The following is a 19,993-nucleotide window of genomic DNA, read 5'->3' on the forward strand; positions in this document are numbered from 1 at the left end:
GAGACGTCGAACGTGAACCACCCCCGCCCCAAGGCCCGGCTCTCCCGCGCGCTCGGCATCCCGCTCACCCGCAAGTGCGTGCGGTACTTCGAGCGACGTCCCTACCCGCCGGGTGTGCACGGTCGCAACCGGCGCAAGACCTCCGACTACCAGGTCCGGCTGCTGGAGAAGCAGCGGCTGCGCCACCAGTACAACGTCAGCGAGGCCCAACTGCGCCGGACGTTCGACGAGGCCGCCCGGGGCGCCGGGAAGACCGGTGAGTCGCTGGTCGCCCTCCTGGAACGGCGACTCGACGCGGTGGTGCTCCGGGCCGGGCTGGCCCGCAGCATCTACCAGGCACGCCAGCTCGTCGGACACGGCCACTTCACCGTCGACGGGCACAAGGTCGACCGGCCCTCGTACCGGCTGCGGCCCGGCCAGGTGGTCGCGGTACGCGAGCGCAGCCGCGCCCTGCCACCGTTCCAGCTCGCCGCCACCGGCGCGCACGCCGACGACCGACCCCGCCCGTACCTGTCGGTGGAGCTGACCGGGCTGCGCGCCACGCTGCTGCGCGAGCCCGCCCGGCACGAGGTGCCGGTGGTCTGCGACGAGCAGCTCGTGGTGGAGTTCTACTCCCGCTGAGCGGTCAGCGGCGGCCCGTCCCTCCGCACCTGCCGCCGCTGCGGCACCGGCGGGTCGCCGCTGCCCACCACGGGCCCCGCAGCGGCGTCGGTGCGGGTCGGCCCGGGACCGTCGGCGGCCCGGGCGGTCCACGCCGCCCACAGCCGGGCGTAGCTTGCCCCCGCACCGACCAGATCGGCGTGCGGACCACTCTCGACGATCTCGCCATGGTCCATGACGATGATGTGGTCCGCGGCCACGGCCTGGGTGAGGCGGTGGGCGACGACCAGGGCGGTGCGTCCCGCCAACGCCGCGGCGGCGGCCTGTTCGAGGTCGCGCGCACCCGCGCTGCCCGCCTCGGCGGTCGCCTCGTCCAGCACCACCACCGCGGGGTCGAGCAGCACCACCCGGGCCAGCGCCAACTGCTGCGCCTGCGCCGCAGTCAGCGGGTGGCCGCCCTCACCGACCACCGTGCCCAGGCCCTCGGGGAGCGCGAGCACCCAGGTCAGGGCACCGACGCGGGCCAGGGCCGCGGTGAGTTCCTCCGGTGTGGCGTGCGGGCGGGCCAACCGCAGGTCCTCGTCGAGGGGCCCGGCGAACACGTGGGTCTCCTGACTGACCAGGGCGACCGTCCGGGCGGGCAGCTCGGTGACGGGTACGCCGCCCAGGGTGGCCGTTCCGTGCCCGGGGCGCAGGGCCCCGGCGGCGATCGACGCGACCGTGGTCTTCCCGGCGCCGGTGGACCCGACCAGCGCGACGACCTGGCCCGACCCGACCCGCAGGGAGACGTCGCGCAGCACCGGCGTGGCCCCGTCGTAGCTGAAGCCGACGCCGGTCAGGACGAGGTCGTGCGCCGTCGGCGCGGTGCCGCCGCCACGGCCTTCGGGGTCCGTGCCGAGCACACCGACGAGACGGGCCAGGCTCGCCCCCGCATCCTGGGCCTTGTCGAAGGTGACCATCAGGTGCAGCACCGGGCCGAACAGGCGGTGCAGCAGCAGCGCGGCCGCGGAGACCTCGCCGAGAGTGACGGCGTCCCGGCGGACGAGCAGGAATCCCACCGCCAGCACCGCGCCGAGCCCGGCCAGCTCCGCCCCGTGGATGCGGCCCACGAAACGGGTGTAGAGGGCGAACACGCTCGTCGAGATGTCCCGCGCGCGGGCCGAGACCGCCGTGATGCCGGCGAGGTGCCGGTCCTCCAGCCGGTAGGCGTGCACCGTACGGATGCCCTGCACACTCTCGACGAACTGCTGCGACCGCTGCGCGATGGCGACCCGCTCCGCCGCGTAGGCCGGCGCGGCCCGGGGGAGGTACCACCGCAGGCCGAGCACATGGAGCGGGACGGCGACCGCGCCGGCCAGCCCCAGCCGCCAGTCGATGCCGATCATCGTGCCGAGGCTGATCGCCGCCAGCAGCAGGGCCGAGACCAGGGTGGGCAGAACCTCGGTGACGGCCCGGTCGATGGCGCTGACGTCCGCACCGACCCGCGAGACCAGGTCGCCCCGGCCCGCCCGGTCGAGCACCGCCGCCGGCAGGCGCAGCGCGGCGTCCAGGGCACGTTCACGCAGGTCGGCGAGGATCCCCGCACCCAACCGGCGGATCAGGTGGGCGCTGACGCCGGTGGCCACGCCGCCGACGACCGCCGCGGCCACGATGACCACGGCGACCGGCACGAGCGCGTCGGTGCCGCCACCGGCCCGGACCCGGTCGACCAGCAGGCCCAGGGCGTATGCGGGGACGATCGCCGTGGCGGCGGCGAGCAGCCCGACGACCAGGGTGCCGCCGGTGCCGCCCGGGCGGGCCCGTAGTTGCGCACCGAGCCACGCCCTGCTCGCGCGCGGGCCGGCCACGGGCAGGATCGGGTGGGTCACCGCAGCACCGTCCGGCGGTAGCTGTCGTCGTGGCTGACGAGTTCGGCGTGCGTACCCTCGGCGGCGACGGCGCCGTCCCCGATGAACACCACCCGGTCGGTGGCGGCCAGCAGCGTCGGGCTGGTGGTGATGACGACGGTGCCGTAGCCGGCATCCGAACCGTGCCGCAGGGCGCGGATGCCGTCGGCGACGGCCCGTTCGGTGACCGCGTCGACGGCGGTGGTCGGGTCGTGCAGGACCAGCAGCGGCGGCGCGGCGAGCAACGCGCGGGCGAGCGCGACACGTTGACGCTGGCCGCCGGAGAGGTTCGCGCCGCGTTCGGTGACCGGCATGCGTAGGCCCTCCGGGTGCAGGTGTGCCACCTCGGCGGCGGCAGCGGCGCGCAGGGCCTCGTCGAGCCGTCCGCAGTCGTGCCGTCCGTCGTCGTGCCGCCCTCCGTCGTCGCGCAGGGCGATGTTCGAGGCGAGGGTGCCGGTGAACAGGTCGGTGCGGTGCGGTTCGCTGTGCAGCACCTGCCGCGCCCGGCCCCGGTCCACGGCCTCGAGCCGTTCGCCGCCGAGCAGGACGTCACCCGTGTGACCGTCGGGCACCGCCAGCAGCCGCGCCAGCGCCTCGGCGTCCGCCGGTCGGCGAGCCACCACACCGACGAACTCCCCGCCGCGCACGTGCAGGCGCAGCCCGGCGAGCGGGCCGTACGTCACGTCGGTCAGGCGCAGCTCGTGGCCGCTGCTGCGGGGCACGGCGGCACCCGGCGGCAGGACCACGTCGGCCCCGACGACGGCGGCGACCCGCTCCGCCGCCGCGCGGGCGGCAGCGGTCCAACTGGGTACGACCGCGAGCACGCCGAACGGTTCGACGAGGAACTGCGCGGAGCCGATCACCGTGATGAACTGGCCGACCGTGATGCGGCCGGTGAGCGCGAACCAGCCCGCCGTGAGCGCGATGCCTCCGGACAGCAGGGCGCTCAGCATCGTGGACGCGCCCAGGTAGGCGTTCTGGGTCCGGGAGGCGCGCAGCGTGGCCGCCAGGGCGTGGCGGCTCACCCGGTGGTACCGCTCGACTGCGGCGTCCTGCGCGCCGATGCCGCGCAACGCCCGCAGCCCGGTCACCAGGTCGGTGGCGAGCGCGGTGGCCCGGCCGGCCTGATCCTGTTGCTCCTTGACACGTCGGGCGATCAGCGGCGCGGTGCGGTTGAGGACCGCCAGCACGACCGGGATGGCGACCAGCACGGTCAGTCCGAGCGGTGGCGAGATCAGCAGCAGCGCGACCGCGCTGACCGTGACCGCCACCAGGGCGCTGGTGATCCGGGGGATGTGGTCGAGCAGGTAGGAGGTGTACTCGGCGTCGGTGGTGGTGACCGCGAGCAGGTCGCCGGTGTGCCGTTCGGCCCGGAGCACGCGTGGGTGCAGGATCCGCGCCGCCAGCTCGACCCGCAGTTGGTGACCCTCCTCGGCGATGGCCCGTTGCAGGCGTCGCGCGCCGAAGCGGTAGGTCACCGCCAGGACCAGGTAGACCGCCGCCAGGACGGCGATCCAGACGAGCAGTGCGGTCAGGTCGCCGGTGGCGACGCCCCGGTCGACGATGACGCCGATGAGGATCGGCACCAGGGCCGCGCAGAGCTGGTAGACGCCGGCCAGTGCCGTTCCGCTCCAGAGGCGTCGCCCGTTGCGGGCGACCGCCCTACGCAGGATGACGGTGCCAGCACTGATCTTGCTCACTGCCTCATACCCCCTGGTCAACGGCTCAGGAACGTGGAGTACTTTACCGATCAAGTATTAGGTAAGCCTGTCCTTACTATGTGAGTTGGAGTACTCCGTATGCGCCCCTCCCGGTTGCTCACCGGAATCGTCGCGGTCGCCACCACGCTCGCCCTCGCCGCCTGCGGCGGGTCGTCCGACCCCGACGGGAAGCCCGCCGCGTCCGGGCCCGCGACGGCGACCTTCCCGCTCACCGTCACCCACGCGCTGGGCACCACCACGATCGACAAGAAGCCGGAGCGGGTCGCCACCGTCAACTGGGCCAACCACGAGGTCCCCCTCGCCCTGGGCGTCGTCCCGGTCGGCTACGCCAAGGCCAACTTCGGCGACGAGGACGGCGACGGGCTGCTGCCCTGGGACGCCGCACGACTCAAGGAACTCGGCGCGTCGACCCCGGTGCTGTTCGACGAGACCGACGGCATCGACTTCGAGGCGGTGGCGAACACCAGGCCGGACGTCATCCTGGCCGCGTACTCCGGCCTGACCAAGCAGGACTACGACACCCTGACGAAGATCGCGCCGGTCGTCGCGTACCCGCAGGCGCCCTGGGCCACCTCGTGGCGCGACAGCATCAAGCTGGAGAGCAAGGCCCTCGGCCTGGCCACCGAGGGTGACGCGCTGATCGCGAAGATCGAGAAGCAGATGAAGGACGAGGCCGCCCGCTACCCGAAACTGGCCGGCCGGTCGGCGATGTTCCTGACCCACCTCGACCCGACCGACCTCAGCAAGATCAGCTTCTACACCACGAACGACACCCGGGCCCAGTTCTTCACCGACCTCGGCATGACGCACCCGCAGAGCATCGCGAAGGCCTCCGCCGCGACCAAGGAGTTCAGCCTCACCCAGAGCGCCGAGCAGGTGCAGAACCTCAGCGACGTCGACATCATCGTGACCTACGGCGACGCCGACGGCACCACCCTGGCCACCCTCCAGAAGGACCCGCTGCTGTCCAAGATCCCCGCGATCAAGCGCGGCTCCTTCGTCACGCTGCCCGGCAGCACCCCCGTCGCCACCGCCGCCAACCCGACACCCCTGGGCGTCTCGTTCGTCCTCAAGGACTACGTCGATCTGCTCGGCAAAGCCGCCGACAAGCTCTGATGACCGGTGCAGCCACCTCCGGGCCGGACGTCGCCCTGCTGCGACGTCCGGCCCGGACCCGCCTGACCTGGCTCCTGGTCGTCCTCGCCGCGCTGACCCTGGCCCTGATCGCGTCGGTCGCCTTCGGTTCCCGGATCGTCGGCTGGGCCGACATCACCGCCGCACTCGGCGGCACCCACGACACCCTCGACCAGGCGGCCGTGGTCAAACGCCTGCCCCGGACGGTGCTCGCGGCCCTGGTCGGCGCGGCACTGGCCCTGTCCGGGGCCGTGATGCAGGGCGTCACCCGCAACCCGCTCGCCGACCCGGGGATCCTCGGGGTGAACATGGGCGCGATGCTGGCCATCGCCGTCGCCATGACCACCGTCGGCCTGTACACCGCCACCATGTACATCTGGGTCGCCATCGCCGGAGCGGCGGTGTCCGCGCTGTTCGTCTACGCGGTCGGCTCACTCGGTCGCGGCGGCGCCACCCCCCTCAAGATCGCCCTGGCCGGGGCGGCCACCTCCGCCGCCCTCGCCTCGCTGGTGGTCGCGGTCGTGCTGCCGCGTGGCGACATCGCCGAGAACTTCCAGTCCTGGCAGGTCGGCGGCGTCGGCGGGGCCAGCTGGGACAGCATCGGCCAGGTCCTGCCGTTCCTGCTCGCCGGGCTGGCCAGCTGCCTGCTGTGCGCCCGGGCACTCAACTCCCTCGCGCTCGGCGACGAACTCGCCGCCGGCCTCGGCGAACGCGTCGCCCTGGTCCGCGGGATCGCCGCCGCCGGCGCGGTGGTGCTCTGCGGCGCGGCCACCGCGGTCGCCGGACCGATCGCCTTCGTCGGCCTCATCGTCCCGCACCTGTGCCGGCTGCTCGTCGGACTCGACCACCGTTGGCTGCTGCCGTTCGCGACCCTGGTCGGCGCGGTGCTGCTGACCGTCGCGGACGTCGCCGGACGGGTGGTGAACCGCCCCGACGAGATCGAGGCCGGGATCATCACCGCCCTGATCGGCGCCCCCTTCTTCATCTACATCGTCCGCCGGCAGAAGGTACGCGAACTGTGAGCACCACGACCCTGAGGGCCGTCACCCGCGGCCGGGTCCGGCGCAGCCGACGACGCCGTGCCGTGCTGACCGCACTCTCGGCGGCGGTGGCCGCGCTGGTCGTCGTCTCGCTGATGGTCGGGCAGACGTTCTACCCGCCCGGCGACGTGCTGCGGGTGATCCTCGGCGAGACCGTGCCCGGCGCGTCGTTCACCGTCGGTGAACTCCGGCTGCCCCGCACCGTCCTGGCCCTGGCGACCGGGCTCTGCTTCGGCATGGGCGGCGTCACCTTCCAGACCATGTTGCGCAACCCGCTGGCCAGCCCCGACATCATCGGCATCAGCTCGGCGGCGAGCGCTGCGGCGGCCTTCGGCATCATCGTGCTCGGCCTCGGCGAGACCGGCGTCTCGATCTTCGCCATCGTCGCCGCGCTCGGCGTCGCCGTGCTCATCTACCTGCTGTCGTTCACCGACGGGGTGGCCGGCACCCGGCTGGTGCTGATCGGCATCGGCATCGCCGCCATGCTCAACAGCGCCACCTCGTACGTCCTCAACCAGGCCGGCCAGTGGGACCTGCAGGCGGCGACCCGCTGGCTCAACGGCAGCCTCAACGGCTCCACCTGGGACGAGACCGTTCCGGTGCTGGCCGCGCTGGCCCTGTTCGGCCCGGTGCTGCTGAGCCAGGCCCGGAACCTGACCATGCTGCAACTCGGCGACGACACCGCCGCAGCGCTCGGCACCCGGCTGGAACGTACCCGGCTGGTCTCGATCGTCGCGGCCGTCGGCCTGATCGCGTTCGCCACCTCGGCCACCGGGCCGATCGCGTTCGTGGCCTTCCTGGCCGGGCCGATCGCCGCCCGGCTGGTCGGCGTCGGCGGCTCACCGCTGGTGCCGTCCGCCCTCGTCGGCGCGTTGCTGGTGCTGGTCGCCGACTTCCTCGGCCAGTTCGCCTTCGACATCCGCTTCCCTGTGGGGGTGATCACCGGGGTGCTCGGTGCCCCGTACCTCATCTACCTGCTCGTCCGCACGAACCGCGCCGGAGGCTCGCTGTGACCACCGACCACGCCCTGACGACGGAGAAACTGACCGTCGGCTACGGCGACCGCGTCGTCATCGAATCGCTCGACCTGCTCGTCCCGCCCGGCCGGATCACCGCGATCGTCGGCGCCAACGCCTGCGGGAAGTCGACGCTGCTGCGGTCGATGTCGCGACTGCTCGCCCCGCGCGCCGGTCACGTCATGCTCGACGGCCGGCAGGTGCACCGGACGCCGGCCAAGGAGCTGGCCCGCACCCTCGGCCTGCTGCCCCAGTCACCGATCGCCCCGGAGGGCATCACCGTGGCCGACCTGGTCGGTCGGGGCCGCAACCCGCACCAGCGACTGCTGTCCCGCTGGAGCGGGGACGACGACCGTGCGGTGGCCGCCGCCCTCGACGCCACCCACACCGCCGACCTGGCCGACCGGTCGGTCGACGAACTCTCCGGCGGGCAGCGGCAACGGGTGTGGATCGCGATGGCGCTGGCCCAACAGACCGAACTGCTGCTGCTCGACGAGCCGACCACCTTCCTCGACGTCAGCCACCAGGTCGAGGTGCTCGACCTGCTCACCGACCTCAACGCCACCCGCGGCACCACGATCGTGATGGTGCTGCACGACCTGAACATGGCCGCCCGCTACGCCGGCCACCTCATCGCGCTGGCCGACGGTGGCCTGTACGCGGCGGGGCCGCCGACCGAGGTGCTGACCGAGGAGTGCGTCCGGGCCGTCTTCGGCCTGGACAGTCGGGTCATCGTCGATCCGGTCTCCGGCCGGCCGTTGATGCTGCCGATCGGTCGCCATCACGTCTCGGCCGCTCGCACCTAGCCCCACGACGAGCCCCGCCGGGTCGGCCGGTACGGGTTGCGGAGGTCCCCTGTCCCACCCTCGCCGTCGTGGATCTGCACCCGGTGGTTCGGCCCGAGTGCGCTGCGGGTGGCCCGCCGCTACCGGCTGGACCTGCACCTGGAGGTCGGCGGACGGCCCGATTCGCGCGGGTACGCCACCACGGTGACCCGCGACCTCGACCGGGCGCTGCGCGACCGGGGCCTGGGCCACGCCGAGCAGAGTGGCAGCAGCATGCGCCGGGACGCCTCCGGTGGCTACGTCACCCACGCCGTCAGCGTGGACATCGCGGTCTTCGACGATCTCGCCGCCGGCACCGACCTCATCCGGCACACGCTGCTGCGCCACGATCCGGCACCGGAGACCGTGCTGCGTCACCAGGGGGGCACCGACGCAGTGGTGGCGCTGCGGTGACCCCGGCGGGTCGGCAAACGGCCGACCCGCCGCCGGCCGGACGGCACTATGCTGCGACCAGTCCCCGTCGAGCAGGGAGATGACGTGTCGCGTCGTACCGGTAGGCCCTCGTATCTGCTGGCCGCGTCGCCTTCACCACGCCGCCGGCCGTCCCGGCTCGCCGTCGTCGCCGCGATCGGGCTGGTCGTCGCCCTGGTCGGTGGCGGCATCGGATACACGGTCGGTCGACCGGACGCCACCGAGTCGGCCATCGCCGACCTGCGCCGGGCCGAGGCGAAGCGGGACGCCCAGCAGATCACCGAGCTGACGGCCACCGCCCGACGCCTCCGCGACGAGATCACCCCCGTGCTCGACGCCCTGCGGGCCGGGCCGACCGCCGACCAGCAGCAGGCACGCCAGTGGCAGCAGACCGTGCTGCGGGCGGCGGAGCCGTTCGCCGACCCACCGTCGGGCAGCACGGCGACCAACGTGGCACGCGGTGGTCTGCGTGGTGCCGTGGAGCAGACGTCCCTGGCCGTCGAGTCGTACCTCCTCGCGGTCACCGGGCCACCCGGGCAGCGGGCGGCGCTGACGGCACTGGCGAAACGGCAGGCGGAGCAGGCCGCCGCCGCCTGGTCCGTCGCCGCTACCCAACTCGATCAGGTCAACGTCGACGCCGGCCACGGCCACCAGCACGTCTACCTGGACGGCGACCAGCACGACGGCGCGCAGGAGGGCACCGGCGGGTGACCGGGGCCGGGCCAGCCACCCGGTTCGGTCCGGCGTACCCGCGCCACCCGGGTCGTGCCCGTGCGGCGTCGACCGGCCGGCGGGGCTGCGGTGCGCGACGGGGAATGCCATGGTGGACCCGCCGCACCCCGACCCGGACGGAGCGCACCGATGCCCGCGACGGAACTGCTCGCCGAACGGTTGGTGCGGGCCGGGATCGGGGACGTCGTCACGGTCGAGCCGGTGAGCGGTGGCCTCGCCGCGCTCGCCGGGATCGCCCACCGCAGGGACGCGCCACCGGTCTTCGTCAAGACCTTCGCCGATCCACCCGACGGCGACGCGTTCGTCGCGGAGGCCGACGGGCTGACGGCCCTGCGGGAACTGGGCGGCCTGGCGACCCCCGACGTGCTCGTGGCGAACCACGAACTGCTGGTGCTGTCGCTGCTGTCGCCGAGGCCGCAGGACGGGGCCTTCTGGGAGCGGTTCGCTCACGCGCTCGCCCACCTGCACACCAGCACCGTCCACCCCCGCTTCGGCTGGCACCGCGACAACTGGTTGGGGCGTCGCCGGCAGGTCAACACCTGGGCCGACGACGGCTTCGCCTTCTTCGCCGAACGCCGTCTGCTGCGCTGGCTCTCCGAGCCCAGGGTCGAGGCGGCGCTCGGTGCCGCCGACCGGGCCGCGATGCAACGGCTGTGCGCCCGGCTGCCCGAGCTGCTGCCGGACCGGCCGGCGTGCCTGACGCACGGCGACCTCTGGTCGCAGAACGTGCTGTCCACCGGGGACGGACAGGCGGCGTTGATCGACCCGGCGGTGTCGTACCTGTGGGCTGAGGTGGACCTGGCCCACCTGTGGACCACGGCTGCGCCACCGCAGTCGCGTCGGTTCTTCGCCGTCTATGCCGAGCTGACCGGCCTCGACGCCGACTGGCGGGACCGCATGCCGATCATCCAACTGCGGCAACACCTGGCGGTGCTGGCCCAGTTCGACGACGACTGGGGTGCCGCCGAGACGATCCGCGCCACGCTCGCCCCGTTCCGGTCGCGGGCCTGACCGGCCGCGATCGTCGAGCACCGGGAACGTCCCGGGAGCCGGCGGCCGACCTGGGCGGCCGGGCGCCGTCACGATCCCGACGGCACCGCGGGCGGCTGCCGATCCGGCCAGAACGGCCATTCCTCGAACGACCGGCACCGCCCGTCGTCGGCGAAGCGCATCACCCACAGGTCGCGGTACTCCTGCCTGACCGGGTCGCCGTAGTGCACCTCGTGGCGGGACACGGCGGTGTCGCCGTCGACCGCGACGATCGCGCTGGTCATCCGGAACACCTCGTCGGGGCCCTTGCGCTGCGCCTCCCACATCCGGGCGATGGCCGGCAGACCCACCACGGGGGTCAGGTAGGGCCCCTGCTGGTAGCTCGCGTCCTCGGTGAAGAGCGCGCCGAGGGTGTCCGTACCCGCCGTCCGCCAGGCCCGCTCGTAGGCGACGAGCCAGTCGTCGACATGCTTCCTGTCCATGTGTTCCACCCTGCCATCCGGCAGACGATGGAGTGCCGCACACCGCCCACACCGCGGGCAGCGGACCGGCGGCGCTGCCGCCGCGATCGCGCCGGGAGCGGCCGGGAAGGCCGACAGGCGGGAGTGCGGTACGTCACCCTGACAAACTGTACCGGCTGGTCGGTACAGTTCCGGCATGATCACGCCCTCGACCCCGGTCGCCGCAGCGGCGCTGTCGACCCGCCGACGGTGGGCGGCGCTGGCCGTGCTGGCCGCGGCGGTGCTGCTGCTCGCCGTCGACGGGACGGTGCTCTCCCTGGCGGTGCCGGCGCTGACCGCGAGCCTGGCACCGACCGCGGAACAGGTCCTCTGGATCGGTGACATCTACTCGCTGACCCTGGCGGGGCTGCTGGTGCTGATGGGCAACCTGGCCGACCGGTTCGGACGCAAACGGGTCCTGCTGATCGGTTCGGTGGCCTTCGGTGCGGCATCGCTGCTGGCCGCGTTCGCCCCCAGCGCGCCCGCGCTGATCGGGGCGCGTCTGCTGCTCGGTGTGGCCGGCGCGACGCTGATGCCGTCCACCCTGTCGCTGATCCGCAACATCTTCCCCGACAGCGGCGAACGGACCCGGGCCATCGCCATCTGGTCCACCGCCTTCGGGGCCGGGTCGGCGATCGGGCCGCTGGTGGGCGGGTTCCTGCTGGAACACTTCTGGTGGGGCTCGGTGTTCCTCATCAACGTGCCCGTGATGGTCCTGGTGGTGGTCTCCGGTCTGCTGCTGCTCCCGGAGTCCCGGGACCCGCGACCGGGCCGCTTCGACGTGCTCTCCGCCGTGCTGTCCATGACGGCGGTCGTGCCCCTGGTGTACGCCGTCAAGCACGTGGTCGGGGCCGGCCTCGACGGCGTGACCGTGGCCTGCCTGCTGGCCGGGCTGGTCGCCGGCGTGCTGTTCGTCAGGCGGCAGCGGCGGCTGGAACAGCCCATGCTCGACGTCGAACTGTTCGGCAACCCGGCGTTCGTCGGGGCGGTCGTCGCCAACGTGATCGCCATCTTCGCACTGGTCGGCATGCTCTTCTTCTTCTCGCAGTACCTCCAGTTCGCCCGGGGGTTCAGCCCGTTGCAGGCGGGTCTGGCCGAGTTGCCCGCCACCCTGGCCTCGATCGTCGTCGTCGTGATCATCGCGTTGGTCGTGGCCCGGTTCGGCCGGGGCCGGGCCATCGCGCTCGGCCTGGGCCTCGCCGCCGCGGGGCTGGGCGCGGTGGCGGCGGCCGCGCACGCGCCGTACCTCTGGCTCGGGTTGGCGCTGGTGCCGATCGGCCTCGGCATCGGACTGGCGATGACGCTGACCGGCGACGCCATCCTCTCGGCCGCGCCACCACGCAAGGCCGGTTCCGTCTCGGCGATCACCGAGACCGCCAACGAACTCGGTGTGGTGCTGGGCATCGCGGTGCTGGGCTCCCTGCTGTCGCTGGTCTACCGCCACGCGGTGAGCGTGCCGGCCGGACTGCCGGCCGGGGACGCGGCCCGGGTCCGTGACTCGCTGGGCTCGGCGTTGCAGGTGCTCCCGCCGCAGTCCACCGCCGGTGCGCGGGACGCCTTCATCACCGGAGTGCAGGTCAGCTCGTCGGTCGCGGCGGTGCTGACCCTCGGCGCGGCCGTGCTGGCGTGGGCGCTGATCCCGTCGCCGCGCCCGCCCCGGCCGTAGGTACGGTGTCGCCGTGGGACGTACCGCCGGCCGGTCGCCGCAGGCCACCCGACGTGCCCTGCTGGACGCCGCCGCGGACGCCGTGCGCGCCCGGGGGATCCACGCCTCGCTGGACGACATCGCCCGCTTCGCCGGGGTGTCCAAGGGTGGGCTGATCTACCACTTCGCCAGCAAGGACGAGTTGATCGCCGAGTTGGCCCGCGATCAGCTCGCCGCCTTCCAGGCGAGCATCGACGCCGCGCTGGACCCCAGCGACACCGCACCGGGACGACTGACCCGGGCCTACCTGCGCGCGGCGGTGGCGCCCGCCGACGACGCCACGGTACGCGCATCGCTGTCGCTGATCACCCAGCTCATGACGGTGCCCGCGGTCGCCGAACTCGCCCGGGCCGACGCGGAACGGCTGGAGGCGGCCCTCGCCGCCGACGGGCTGCCCGCCGAGGTGCTGGCGCTCGTGGTGGCGGCGGCGGATGGCATGAGCACCGCGCCGTTGTGGGGCGCCCCGACGCACACCCCGGCCCACCGACGGCTGGTGGAGCGGCTGCTGCACCTGACCCGGAACCCGCACCTGTGGGAGACGCTCACGCCCTGAGCCGGGCGACCCGCACGGCCCGTCACGGCCGCGACGTCGGCGGCTGTTCCACGTCCCGCCACCGGCGGTATCCTCATCCACTCTCGTCGATCGGCGAGGTGGTTTCGTTCCGCTCCGCACACCCTTTCGGAGGCACGATGAGGTTCCGTATCGCCCGTACGCTCGGCGCGCTCGCGCTCGCGCTCGCGCTCGTGCTGGGAGCCGTCGCCGTACCGGCGACCCCGGCCGCCGCGCACGACACCGCCGACGCGATCGCGGTGTACCCACCGATCCAGGACTCGTCCACCTGGAACAGGTTCGGCGGGTCCGGGCCGGCCAACCACCACATCGTGTTCGGCAACTGGGGCTACACCAACGACTGGGCGGTCGACATCTACCGCAACCCGGGAGCCACCGTCGTCTCCCCGTTCGGCACCAAGACGGCGGCCGGGCACCCGGTCGCGGTCACCGTGGTCACCGTCCGTCCGGGCTGCGCGACCGGCAACCTCGCCGACGGCGGCTACCGGATCGGACTCGAAGCCCGGGACACCACGACCGGTGGGATCATCGGCCGGGCGGACGTGATGCACGTGAACGACAAACCCGGCGGTGTCGTCGTCGGGGCCTCGGTCGGCCCGTGGACCAAGCTCGGTGAGACCGGCCGGTTCCGGTACTCCAGCTGCTACCAGGTCAACGGGGACAGCGGCGCGCACATCCACCTTGAGGTGATCAACCAGCACCGGTACTCCTGCTACGTCAACCGCGCCGCCGACACCGCCCTGACCGACCTGACCGTGGTCGGCCGGATCGGCGTCCACTACTCCGGCCAGCGCGCCGCCTGCTGACGACGGCCGGTGGCGCGACGACCGATCCGTCAACCGACGGTCGGCGTCGCCACCGCCCGCCGGGGCCGGGTCCGTGCCGGACGCTGTCGGTTGGCCGGCAGTGTCCGGGCACGGACAGTATCCGTCATGTGACTTCGGGTCCCACCCATGATGGGTCACGTCGACGTGCCGTCGCGACAGGCCGGCGGACGGGACACCCCGGTCAGGAGGATGGGCATGCCGTTCGAGGTCGACTTCAACTGGGCATCGCAGGCCGTCATCGAGACGGTGGCCGTGCCGTTCCCGTCCCTGGAGACACCACCCGGCGTGGTCGTCGCCGACCCCGCGGTCCCGCAGTTGGCGTTCCAGCACTCCGGCCCGGTGACGGTCACGATGCTCGGCAGCGGCCGGTGGAACCGCGACACCAGCTACCGGTTCAACGCCGGCTGCAACCAGGAACCGCACCAGGCAGCGGCGATCGGGGAGGTCGGGGTGCTCGCCGCCGCGCAGGCGCAGCAGTTGGAGGACTGGTTCCTCCAGCGGTATCCGACCGTCAACCCGGTGGTGCTGAAGAACGGCGGGAAGTGGAACCTCACCCTCACCCGCAACGGTGCGGTCTTCAACTTCCACGTCGGCGTCCACGACTGACACCTCCCGTGCCGGCGCAGGGCGGCCCGGCCGTCCCGCGTCGGGTCCCCGGGGCCTGCCCGAACGGTGGATCAGCGATCGGCCACTGTGGATCTACGATCGGTCACAGTCCCGTCACCCCTGCGGAAGGACCCCCATGCCCCAGCCGATGCGCCGCCGGTTCACCCGACTCGCGGTGGTCGCCACCGCGGCGGCCGCCGTCAGTTTCACCGTCCAGCCGGCCCCGGCCGCCGCCGTGCCGTTCGACTGGAACGGGGCCTTCGCCACGTACGAGGAGTGCGAGCAGTGGCGCATCGACGCCAGCTACTGGGGCGAGGTGGCCAGCAACTGCGTCTACCGCACCCTGCCCGACAGCCAGTACAACGGCTGGTACTTCCGGGCCTCGATCGCGGGCTGAGCCCCGACGACGGGCGGCCCCGGCCCACGGCCCGCCCGGGCGTACCGGACGGGTTCACCGCACCCGTCCGGTACGCCCGGGCGGCCACCGAGGCGGGCAGCAGCGCGACCATCCGTCCGAGTTCGATCTGCCGCAGCATCTGCACCATGTCCGCGAACGGTGGCCGCTGCTCACCGTGGCGGACGTAGACGTACGCGCCGGGGACGACCTGCTGGTGCCCGGCCTCGATGTCGGCCAGCCGCAGCCGTGGCGGCGCGGTGAGCGGGTGACCGGTCGGCAGCGCCAGGGTGATGATCGCGCCCGAACCGGTCCTTCTCCCCGTGCCGCCCACCGCGTGACGATGGGCGTCATGGTCGTCGTCACGACCCCCACGGGCACCATCGGTGCCGCCGTCGCCGCCCGCCTGCACCGCAGCGCCGCTGAGCGGCAGGGGTGACGCAGGTCAGCTCTGCTGGTAGTTGACGGCGGCGAACCCGCACGGCCGGTGCAGGTGCAGGTAGTAGGCGCCCTCGCCGTACTCGTCCAGGTCCGCGCCGCCGACCAGACCGACGTAGTCCATCGGCTGCCGGCACCCGGGGCAGTCGGGGTGGTCGGCGTCCTGGATCCAGTCGGGCCGGCCACCAAGCGTCGAACCGCCCCGGTCCCACGCGCTGGCCTGATAGGGGCTCTCCCGGGCTTCCCCGGGGACCGGCAGCAGCGCGGGCGGATCCTCCGTCCCGGCGGGACCGAGATGGTCGGGGCGGGTGTTACCGGTCCACCAGCCGGTGCCGCCGTCCGGCGTGACCCGGCTGTACAGCGTCGTGTAACAGGCGCAGAAGTGGCACGTCTCGATCACCAGGCGACCGGACCAGCCGGTGTGCGCCAACGCGACACCGACGGCGGGGTCCGCCGGGTCGAGGTCCGCAGCCGTCCACAGCGGCGACGCGCACCACGGGCAGATCGCCACGTCCGGCCGCCGTGGTGCCTCGCGCATGAGCCACCGGTACGCGGTGTCCCCGCACAGGTCGCGCCGGTGGCCCTGCGGGTCGACCGTCCAGCCGCCCTCGGACGCGTAGTCCAGGATGTCGACGTGCAGCGTGTCCGCGCCGGGCGGGGGCTGAGCCGACCAGCGACGTAGGGCGTCCTCGGCCAGCGGGTGGGCGGTGTGCGCCAGGACGACCAGCAGGTGGTTGAGCTGCTCCGGTGTCCGCCCGCCGTCGACGCGCGCCACGACCCGGCGGACCACGTCGGCGTCCGCCGCCCGGTACAGCTTTCCCGGCCACAGCACGTCGTGGTCGAGAAGCGAGCTCAGGTGCGGCGTCAGCCTGCCCGGCTCGGTGTCCGCGATCAGGGACAACTCCTCGACCGCGTCGTCGTCACCGGCGGACACCTTCCGGACCAGCTCCTCGATCATGGCCCGATGCTAACCAACCCGACCGACGGCACCGAACCGCGTGGCGGCCCGCGAAGCGGTGCCCCTCGCCCACCGTCCGGTGCTGAGCAGCGCCAGGGCGGCGATGCCCACGCCGAGACCGGACACCAGCCACCACACCGGCCGGGTGGAGTCGGTGAACGAGGTGCCGTCACCGACCGAGCCCACCATCGTGCCGGCGATCGCGACCCCCAGGGTGGTGCCGGTCTGACGGCCCGCCGAGGCGAGTGAGGTGGCCAGGCCCGCCATCGAACGCGGCATCCCGGAGACCGCGGTGTTGGTGACCGGCGGGTTGAGGGTGCCCTGGAAGATTCCGAAGAGCAGATAGCTCGCGAGCACGGCGACGAGCGGGGTGGCCGGCCCGATCAGCAGGGACGTGAGGCCGCCCAGCGCGAGCGCCGTCCCCGAGGCGAGCAGCGGCAGGCGCGGCCCACGGGCCCCGACCACCGTCCCGGTGTACGGCGAGAGCAGCGCGATCGACGCACCGAGCGGCAGCAGGCTGAGCCCGGCGGTCAGCGCCGACATGCCGCGGACGTGCTGGAGGTAGAGCGTGGTCACGAACAGGAAGGCCCCGAAGGCGCAGAGCGCGAACAGGGCCATCAGGATCGCCGAGCTGAACGGCACGCTGCGGAACAGCCGCCACTCCAGCAGTGGATCGACCCGGCGGGCCTCGTACCCGACGAGGCCGACCGTGGCCAGCGCGGCGACGACGAGCAGCCCCAGGATGACCGGTGCCGTCCAGCCCTGCCGGTTGGACCCGATGACCGCGTAGACGACGCTGCCGAGCACCGCGATCACCAGGAGCTGGCCGACCGGGTCGAACCGGCGGGGCCGCGGCGCGCGCGACTCCGGCACGTACCTCGCGGTGAGGGCGAACGCGACGAGCGCCAACGGCACATTGATCCAGAAGACGGAGCGCCAGCCGAAGCCGTCGATCAGCGCACCGCCGAGGACGGGGCCCAGCGCGAGCGACAGGCCGGACATCGAACCGAAGACGCCGATGGCCCTGGCCCGTTCGGCGGGGACGGTGAAGGTGTTCGCGACGATCGCCATCGCCACGGGGTTCAGCATGGTCGCGCCGATGGCCTGCACGGCCCGCGCCGCGATCAACCAGCCGATGCCCGGCGACACGCCACACAGCAGCGAGCCGACGCCGAACATGAGGAGGCCGGTCTGGAAGACCCGCCGCCGACCGACCCGGTCCGCCGTGGAACCGGCCAGCAGGAGGAAGGCGGCCAGCACCAGTGTGTAGGCGTCGATGATCCACTGCAGGCCGGTCACCGTGGCGGCCAGGTCGTCGCGGATGCGGGGCAGGGCGGTGTTGACGATGGAGATGTCCACCACCACCAGGACCATGCTGGCGCAGCAGATCGCCAGCACCAGGGTGCGACGGCGTGGGCTGAGCTCGCTCACCAGGTTCTCCCGATACGTACGGTCATCATCTGATGTCACGTCGTGACCGGGGTGATGCTAGGTATTCGAGTGCGCTCCAGGTCAAGCCGGAGCCGGGCGTCGCTGCGGCGGTGCGGGGCTTGTTCCCGGTCCGCACCCGGCTGCGGGTGACCGGCCGGGGCGCTCGGCGGGCGCGGTGGTCGGCCCGTTCCTACACGGTGAATGCCGGTCCGGGCCGGCCGATGCCGATCCGGCCGTTGGTCGGGCGGTGCTCGAACGTCACCCCGATCTCGTCTTCCCAGCACCGCATGATGTCCTGTTCACCACGCCGGTCGATGTCGTCGAGCACGACGGCGAAGTCCTCGGCGAACCGCGCGGCGAAGAAGGGCCCGGCGGGATGACGGGCGTGCGCGTTCGCCGCCTGGTAGGCGGGAGGTCCGTCGACGACGAGCAGGTCGACGGCCCGGCCCGCGGTCATCTCCGCGAGACGGCGCTGCTCGTACCAGGTCGACTCCTCGTCCGGCCAGCGGGACTCCACAGGCACCAGGGGGGCGTGCACCACGGTCACCACGTCGCCGAGGCCCTCGCGCGCCAGCTCCTGACCGAGCAGTTCCGCCCAGCGTTCGTCGTGCTCCACGGTCCACAGGTGCCCGCCCCGCTGCCGCAGGAGCCGGCCGATGTAGAAGGTGGAGACGCCACTGCCCAGCTCGACGACGGACCGACGCTGGTTGACCAGGATCTCGTTGAGCACCGCGACGACTCCGCTCGGCCGCATGGCGCTCGCGCTCCACGGCAGGTACGTCAGCGACAGCGGGGCCAGTGCCTGCATGGCCAGCAGGTCGTTGCGTTGGAGTTCGTTGCGTTGCAGGGAGGGGCGGTGGCGCTCCTCGTATTCCGGCCGGGCGCTCACCGCGGCAACACCCCCGCCAGCCAGGAGGGCAGCTGCCCCTCGTCGAGGAGGTCGAGGACCACCGTCTTGGCCAGGGCGGAGGCGAAGTGCACCTGGGCGGCGCCGCTTGGTGACTGCAACCGCGACTCGAGCCTCGTACGCTCCCGTCGGTAGCTGGCCGCCTGCCGGCCGTTGGTGCGGAAGTCACTCGTCCAGCGGGACAGCTCACAGAAGTTCGCGACCGCCGGGGCGAAGTTCTCGAACAGGACCGCGCCGTGGTCGAGCCCGACGGTGTCCGGTTCGAGGAGCTGGACGAGCATCCAGTGGTACTGGTCGCTGGTGGCGTGCAGCCGGTCCGGGTCGACGCCGTGCGCCCTCAGGCGACCCAGGAGGGGAAAGTGCTCGCTGGGGGGCTTCGGGTACTTCGCGGAGAGGGCCACGATGTCTCCGGCCGGCCCGATGAAGCCACCGCTGTTGAGATAGGGGTACGGGCGCACGGGCGGGCTGTCGTGCAGGGCGAGGCCGACGTTGCCCAGCGGCCAGCAGTTCGACTCGGCACTGAACACGACACGCTGCGGGAAGCCCGCGTACGTGTCGAGGATGTGATCCGCCCCCCGCAGGAGAAGCGTGTCGTACGCGTCGGTGAACATCACCAACTCGTCGGGCGCCACGTGCCGGTCGAGGTATTCGGTCAGTAACGCGCGCTTGTCCCTCGGCCGGAAACCCTTCTGCGTGCCCTCCAGGACGACCAGCCTGAGTCCCGCAGCCGCGCAGGACGGTTCCAGCAGTCTGCGTAGGAAGGGATGTTCGAGGTCGGTGGCGATGGTGATGACCCTCATCTTCGGCGTCCAATCGTGCTGGCGGATCGTGGCGTGGGACCGCACCGGACGCGCGCTGGGACGGCTGCCCGAGCTGGGCGGGGGTCGACCGGCTGCCAAACTATCTATCCACCATGGTCGCTGTCGAGCAGCGCCACCCACCCCCGCCGCCCGCAAGAGCTGTTGTCGAGCCGTTCTCAAGCGCAGTGGTCGACGGGGTTCCCGCACCGCCGCCCGGGGGCCTGGCGACGTACGAGGTGGTCGAGGAGCCGGCTCGCCGCCGCCGCGACGTGCTCGCCGGCCGCGAGGGAGCGCCGCCCGGTCGTGGCGAGCTGCTCGAAGGTCCGCAGGTCCAACTCGCTGGTGTCGAGCCCCAGCCGGTATCCGCCGGCCAAGGTGACCAGCAGACGTCGGGCGACCTCGGTCACCGCGGCGTCCAGCAGTCGGCCCAGGCACTTGCGGACCTGCAGGACGTACGTCTACAGCGTGGTCGGTGCGCTGA

22 protein-coding genes are annotated in these 19,993 nt (G+C 72.8%); 14 read left to right on the top strand and 8 right to left on the bottom strand.

Annotated elements, in window-relative coordinates; genetic code table 11:
* The first annotated feature begins 12 nt into the window (after positions 1 to 12).
* A complete protein-coding gene (gene rpsD, locus ACQP2H_RS12100; protein ID WP_219460451.1) occupies positions 13 to 621 on the top strand; it encodes a 30S ribosomal protein S4 in 609 nt (202 codons plus the stop codon).
* On the opposite strand, the gene ACQP2H_RS12105 is transcribed toward rpsD, so the two are convergent.
* Complete coding sequence (locus ACQP2H_RS12105; RefSeq protein ID WP_433232775.1) at positions 609 to 2,468, bottom strand: ABC transporter ATP-binding protein; 1,860 nt, start codon at positions 2,466 to 2,468, stop codon at positions 609 to 611. The genes rpsD and ACQP2H_RS12105 overlap by 13 nt on opposite strands.
* Positions 2,465 to 4,186 carry an ABC transporter transmembrane domain-containing protein gene (locus ACQP2H_RS12110; protein ID WP_433232778.1) on the bottom strand — a complete coding sequence of 574 codons (1,722 nt, stop codon included), beginning with the start codon at positions 4,184 to 4,186 and terminating at the stop codon, positions 2,465 to 2,467. The genes ACQP2H_RS12105 and ACQP2H_RS12110 overlap by 4 nt, the downstream gene beginning before the upstream one ends.
* A 99-nt stretch (positions 4,187 to 4,285) precedes the next feature.
* On the opposite strand from ACQP2H_RS12110, the gene ACQP2H_RS12115 reads away from it, so the two are divergent.
* The 7 genes from ACQP2H_RS12115 (at position 4,286) to ACQP2H_RS12145 (ending at position 10,396) form a co-directional block, all read left to right on the top strand.
* Entirely contained in the window at positions 4,286 to 5,323 is a 1,038-nt protein-coding gene (locus ACQP2H_RS12115) for an iron-siderophore ABC transporter substrate-binding protein (RefSeq protein WP_219460458.1), read from the top strand.
* On the top strand, positions 5,323 to 6,363 hold the full coding sequence (locus ACQP2H_RS12120) for a FecCD family ABC transporter permease (protein WP_363822166.1): 1,041 nt from the start codon (positions 5,323 to 5,325) through the stop codon (positions 6,361 to 6,363). The genes ACQP2H_RS12115 and ACQP2H_RS12120 overlap by 1 nt, the downstream gene beginning before the upstream one ends.
* On the top strand, positions 6,360 to 7,394 hold the full coding sequence (locus ACQP2H_RS12125; RefSeq protein WP_219460464.1) for a FecCD family ABC transporter permease: 1,035 nt from the start codon (positions 6,360 to 6,362) through the stop codon (positions 7,392 to 7,394). The genes ACQP2H_RS12120 and ACQP2H_RS12125 overlap by 4 nt, the downstream gene beginning before the upstream one ends.
* On the top strand, positions 7,391 to 8,203 hold the full coding sequence (locus tag ACQP2H_RS12130) for an ABC transporter ATP-binding protein (protein ID WP_219460469.1): 813 nt from the start codon (positions 7,391 to 7,393) through the stop codon (positions 8,201 to 8,203). The genes ACQP2H_RS12125 and ACQP2H_RS12130 overlap by 4 nt, the downstream gene beginning before the upstream one ends.
* A 36-nt stretch (positions 8,204 to 8,239) precedes the next feature.
* A complete protein-coding gene (locus ACQP2H_RS12135) occupies positions 8,240 to 8,635 on the top strand; it encodes a hypothetical protein (protein WP_219460474.1) in 396 nt (131 codons plus the stop codon).
* An 84-nt stretch (positions 8,636 to 8,719) separates the two neighbouring features.
* Positions 8,720 to 9,364 (top strand): hypothetical protein, encoded by a 645-nt coding sequence (locus ACQP2H_RS12140; RefSeq protein ID WP_219460477.1) that lies wholly within the window; start codon positions 8,720 to 8,722, stop codon positions 9,362 to 9,364.
* A gap of 150 nt (positions 9,365 to 9,514) precedes the next feature.
* Positions 9,515 to 10,396, top strand: coding sequence for a fructosamine kinase family protein (locus tag ACQP2H_RS12145; RefSeq protein ID WP_219460483.1), 882 nt, complete (start codon positions 9,515 to 9,517; stop codon positions 10,394 to 10,396).
* Between the two features lie 68 nt (positions 10,397 to 10,464).
* On the opposite strand, the gene ACQP2H_RS12150 is transcribed toward ACQP2H_RS12145, so the two are convergent.
* Entirely contained in the window at positions 10,465 to 10,857 is a 393-nt protein-coding gene (locus tag ACQP2H_RS12150; RefSeq protein WP_433232786.1) for a YybH family protein, read from the bottom strand.
* Positions 10,858 to 11,032: 175 nt separating this feature from the next.
* Here ACQP2H_RS12150 and ACQP2H_RS12155 point away from each other — a divergent pair, with 175 nt between their 5' ends.
* From ACQP2H_RS12155 to ACQP2H_RS12180, 6 genes are all read left to right on the top strand, one after another.
* Entirely contained in the window at positions 11,033 to 12,541 is a 1,509-nt protein-coding gene (locus tag ACQP2H_RS12155; protein ID WP_219460491.1) for an MFS transporter, read from the top strand.
* A gap of 13 nt (positions 12,542 to 12,554) precedes the next feature.
* A complete protein-coding gene (locus tag ACQP2H_RS12160; protein WP_219460494.1) occupies positions 12,555 to 13,133 on the top strand; it encodes a TetR/AcrR family transcriptional regulator in 579 nt (192 codons plus the stop codon).
* A 137-nt stretch (positions 13,134 to 13,270) separates the two neighbouring features.
* Positions 13,271 to 13,957 (top strand): hypothetical protein, encoded by a 687-nt coding sequence (locus ACQP2H_RS12165; RefSeq protein ID WP_433232790.1) that lies wholly within the window; start codon positions 13,271 to 13,273, stop codon positions 13,955 to 13,957.
* Between the two features lie 216 nt (positions 13,958 to 14,173).
* Positions 14,174 to 14,584 (top strand): hypothetical protein, encoded by a 411-nt coding sequence (locus ACQP2H_RS12170; protein WP_219460498.1) that lies wholly within the window; start codon positions 14,174 to 14,176, stop codon positions 14,582 to 14,584.
* A gap of 136 nt (positions 14,585 to 14,720) precedes the next feature.
* Positions 14,721 to 14,981 carry a hypothetical protein gene (locus ACQP2H_RS12175; protein WP_219460501.1) on the top strand — a complete coding sequence of 87 codons (261 nt, stop codon included), beginning with the start codon at positions 14,721 to 14,723 and terminating at the stop codon, positions 14,979 to 14,981.
* A gap of 175 nt (positions 14,982 to 15,156) precedes the next feature.
* Positions 15,157 to 15,417, top strand: a complete 261-nt coding sequence (locus ACQP2H_RS12180; RefSeq protein ID WP_219460505.1) for a hypothetical protein — start codon at positions 15,157 to 15,159, stop codon at positions 15,415 to 15,417.
* A gap of 6 nt (positions 15,418 to 15,423) precedes the next feature.
* Here the strand turns inward: ACQP2H_RS12180 and ACQP2H_RS12185 are convergent, their stop codons facing one another.
* The 5 genes from ACQP2H_RS12185 to ACQP2H_RS12205 all read right to left on the bottom strand — a co-directional run bounded on the left by ACQP2H_RS12185 (position 15,424) and on the right by ACQP2H_RS12205 (position 19,919).
* Positions 15,424 to 16,374 (bottom strand): hypothetical protein, encoded by a 951-nt coding sequence (locus ACQP2H_RS12185; RefSeq protein WP_363822149.1) that lies wholly within the window; start codon positions 16,372 to 16,374, stop codon positions 15,424 to 15,426.
* Between the two features lie 9 nt (positions 16,375 to 16,383).
* Entirely contained in the window at positions 16,384 to 17,805 is a 1,422-nt protein-coding gene (locus ACQP2H_RS12190) for a DHA2 family efflux MFS transporter permease subunit (protein ID WP_433232794.1), read from the bottom strand.
* Between the two features lie 190 nt (positions 17,806 to 17,995).
* Positions 17,996 to 18,694, bottom strand: coding sequence for a class I SAM-dependent methyltransferase (locus ACQP2H_RS12195; RefSeq protein ID WP_363822143.1), 699 nt, complete (start codon positions 18,692 to 18,694; stop codon positions 17,996 to 17,998).
* Positions 18,691 to 19,512 (bottom strand): glycosyltransferase domain-containing protein, encoded by an 822-nt coding sequence (locus ACQP2H_RS12200; RefSeq protein WP_433232797.1) that lies wholly within the window; start codon positions 19,510 to 19,512, stop codon positions 18,691 to 18,693. Before ACQP2H_RS12200 ends, ACQP2H_RS12195 begins: the two co-directional genes overlap by 4 nt.
* 176 nt (positions 19,513 to 19,688) lie before the next feature.
* Positions 19,689 to 19,919: a hypothetical protein gene (locus tag ACQP2H_RS12205; protein WP_219460522.1), complete on the bottom strand. Its 231-nt coding sequence runs from the start codon at positions 19,917 to 19,919 to the stop codon at positions 19,689 to 19,691.
* Positions 19,920 to 19,993 lie beyond the last annotated feature (74 nt).

The organism is Micromonospora sp. CA-248260, assembly GCF_050942205.1.
Taxonomy (GTDB): domain Bacteria; phylum Actinomycetota; class Actinomycetes; order Mycobacteriales; family Micromonosporaceae; genus Micromonospora; species Micromonospora antibiotica.